This window comes from Rhodobium gokarnense, assembly GCF_025961475.1.
Lineage (GTDB): Bacteria > Pseudomonadota > Alphaproteobacteria > Rhizobiales > Rhodobiaceae > Rhodobium > Rhodobium gokarnense.
On record NZ_JAOQNS010000025.1, the window covers coordinates 1 to 3233 of the forward strand.

Genomic DNA, 3233 nt, shown 5'->3' on the forward strand with positions numbered 1-3233 from the left:
CCAGGCGATCGGAAACATCCCCCCAAAGGCCTTCGCCGATCAAAAGAAAACCGAAAACCCATCACCGAATTCGTGAACTTGCACAGCAATGACGTCGAGTGGCTAATTCCTAAAGAATTTCAACGTCATTGCGAGGAGGCCGGAGGCCGACGCGACAATCCAGCGGGCGGTAGCGGCAGGCCCCGCTTTGCTGTCGAACATGCTGCGTTTGCCACAAACTCAGCCGTCACCCCGGCCCTCGAGCCGGGGCCTAATGCCCACATCAACACGGGATGCCCGGTGTTGACGGAACGAGGCCTTCGCGTTGATGCCGGCCGCGGCAGGACTCTCGGCGGGCTACTGCGTCGATAGGGACAATTGGCCCCGGGTCTCCGCTTCGCTCCGCCCGGGATGACGGCAGAGAATGCGGCGACGACGGTCATCCGACCGAGACGGCGCGCGACGGCCCCGCCCCCAATCACATCACCTCGATCTCCCCCCGCGATTCCATGGGCCTCGCGATCACGGCCTTTCGTTTGCCCCGGTCCGGATGCTAGACGAAAGAAGATAGCCGGCGCGATCGCGACTCGGCCGAGGGGATAAGGTGCGGGAGCGCCGATGACGGCTGGCTTTGGCCTTGAACGACTGGGATTGTGGTCGCTCGCCCACAAGGGACTGGCCGCGGCTGGTGTCCTTCTTTTGACCGTCGGGTTGTTCGTGGCCTCCCTGCATCTCGGCTTTGAGAGCGACATCCGCGAGATCTTCCGCTCCGATGCGCGCGACTATTCGGTGCTGGAGGACGTCGCCGACGAGTATCCGGCGAGCGAGCAGGATGTCCTCGTCGTGCTCTCCGGCCAGAACCTCCTTCAGCCGGACATCCTGGAAAAGTTGCGCACGCTGCATCTGGAACTCCTCTTCGTCGACGGCGTCACGGAGGTGCTGTCGATCTTTTCCGCCCGCGAGCCGCCGGCGGCGGAAGGCGATCCGGCGCCGACCGTGCCGGCCGATCTTTCCGGCGTCGACATGGCCGACCTGAAGGCGCGGCTCCTCGCCAATCCGCTGGTGGAGGGAAAGCTCCTCTCCAAGGACGGCGACCTCGCCCTCCTCGTCGTCTCGCTCGATTCCTCGCTCAACGACATCAAGCCGCTGTCGGAGGCGTTCGGGCGCATCGATGCGCTGGGGGACAAGGTGCTCGGAGGCACCGGCATCAGGATGGAGCTGACCGGCCTGCCGGTGATGCGGATCGAGATCATCGACGCGCTGCGCCGCGACCAGCTCACCTTCAAGATCGCCGGCTTCGCCTTCGGAGCGCTGCTCACCTGGATGTTCTTCCGGCGCCTTCGCTACGTGCTCATCGTCGGCGCGCCGGTGATTGCCGCGATCGTCTGGCAGCTCGGCGCGATGGCGCTGATCTCCGGCAGCCTCAACGTCCTGACGGCCGTGGTGCCGACGCTCGTCATGGTGCTCTCCTTCGCCGATGCGCTGCACCTGCTCTTTGCCGTGCGCCACAACATGGCGGCGGGCGAGGAGACGCGGGCCGCGATCAAGAAGGCCCTCGTCGATGTCGGGCCGGCCTGCGTCCTCACCTCGCTGACGACGACGCTCGCGCTCCTGTCGCTGGTGCTCGTCCCGCACCCGTTCATCGCCGGCTTCGGCATGGCGGGGGCCATGGGCACGGTGATCGCGTTCCTTGCCACGATCTTCATCTTTCCGTTCGTCGCCTGGTTCATCCTGAAGGGGGAGGCGATCGGCGAGGGCGCGCGGGCGGTCGATAGCTGGTTCGCGCGGGAAAGCGTTGCGGTCTCGGAGCGCTTGGCCCGGCTGGTCGACCGGCGCTCGGGGCTGATCGCCGTCGTCTCGGTCGTCCTTGCCGTCGTCTGCGGGCTTGCCTACGCCCAGAACGGGCCGCATCACATCTACAAGGAGAACCTGCCGAAGAACAACGACGCCTACCGGGCGATCGAGGCGATCGACAGCAAACTCGCCGGCAGCGGCACGCTCTACCTGTTCCTGCGCTGGAAGGACGATGTCGACCTCACATCGGAGGCGGCGCGCACGGTCATCGCCAATGCGCACGAGTTCCTCGCCGAGACCCCCGGCGTCGACTCGGTCTGGTCGCTGAAGAGCATTGCCGACTGGTACGCCGCCGGTTCGCGCCCCGCCGAGGACTTGGGCGCGTTCCTGAAGCAATATCAGGAGCTGTTCGCCAACCGGGTGATCTCGCCGGCCGACCATTCGGCCCTCGTCACCGGCTATTTCGTCAATGTGGATGCTTCCAAGCTGAAGCCGAAGCTGGATGCGCTTGAGGCACGGCTCGATTCCCTTCGCGCGGCGCATCCGGAGGTGACGATCGACGTCACTGGCATCGATGCGGTTGCCGCCCGCTCCAGCACGGAGATGATCAGCCAGCTCAACCGCAGCCTGGCGGCCGCGATCATCGTCATCATCCTCGCCATCGGCCTGTCGATGCGCTCGGCCCGCGCCTCGCTCGTCAGCATCCTGCCGAACGTCATGCCGATCGCCGTCGGCGGCACGTTCCTGTGGCTCTCCGGCATCGGCCTGCAGTTCACGTCCGTCGTCGCCTTCACCATCTCCTTCGGCATGGCGGTCGACAGCACCATCCATATGCTTAACCGCTACCGTCTGGAAACGGCGGTGCGCGGCGAGGGGGCGGCGGCGCTGCACCGCACCGTCGTCGCCGTCGGACCGGTGCTTCTGGTCTCCACCATCGTCCTCGTCGTCGGCCTCGGCATCACCGTCACCAGCGTCATGCCGACGGTGCGGCTCTACGGCGAGGTCTCCGTCATCGTGCTGACGACGGCGCTGATCGCGAACCTGTTGTTCCTGCCGGCGATCCTGAAGCTGACGACAAGGAAGGGGGGGTGATTCCCTTCTTCCTGCGCTCGCCGTTTGTCGCTTGCGCTGGCCCAACACTCCTTCGTCACCCCGGCCCCCGAGCCGGGGTCTATTGCCCTTATCCACACGGTATGCCGGGTGTTGGTTAAACAGGACCTTGGCGCGAGTGTCGGCTGTGTCAGGAATCGCGACGGGCTACTTTGTCGAGGTGGGCAATGGGTCCCGGGTCTGCGCTTCGCTCCGCCCGGGATGACGGGAGAGGGTGGAGTGGCAAGCACACGATAGTACACACCGAGCGAGCTGCCCTGGATTGCTTCGCTGCGCTCGCAATTGTGCAAGTTCACGAATTCGGTGATGGGTTTTCGGTTTTCTTTTGATCGGCGAAGGCCTTTGGGGGG

Annotated in this window: 1 protein-coding gene; it reads left to right on the top strand. The window is 65.3% G+C overall.

Annotated features, from left to right (window positions below):
- The first annotated feature begins 597 nt into the window (after positions 1-597).
- The gene (locus M2319_RS23160; protein WP_264603845.1) at positions 598-2865 is read left to right on the top strand and encodes an efflux RND transporter permease subunit; all 2268 of its coding nucleotides are present in this window, start codon (positions 598-600) and stop codon (positions 2863-2865) included.
- The last annotated feature ends 368 nt before the right edge of the window (positions 2866-3233 follow it).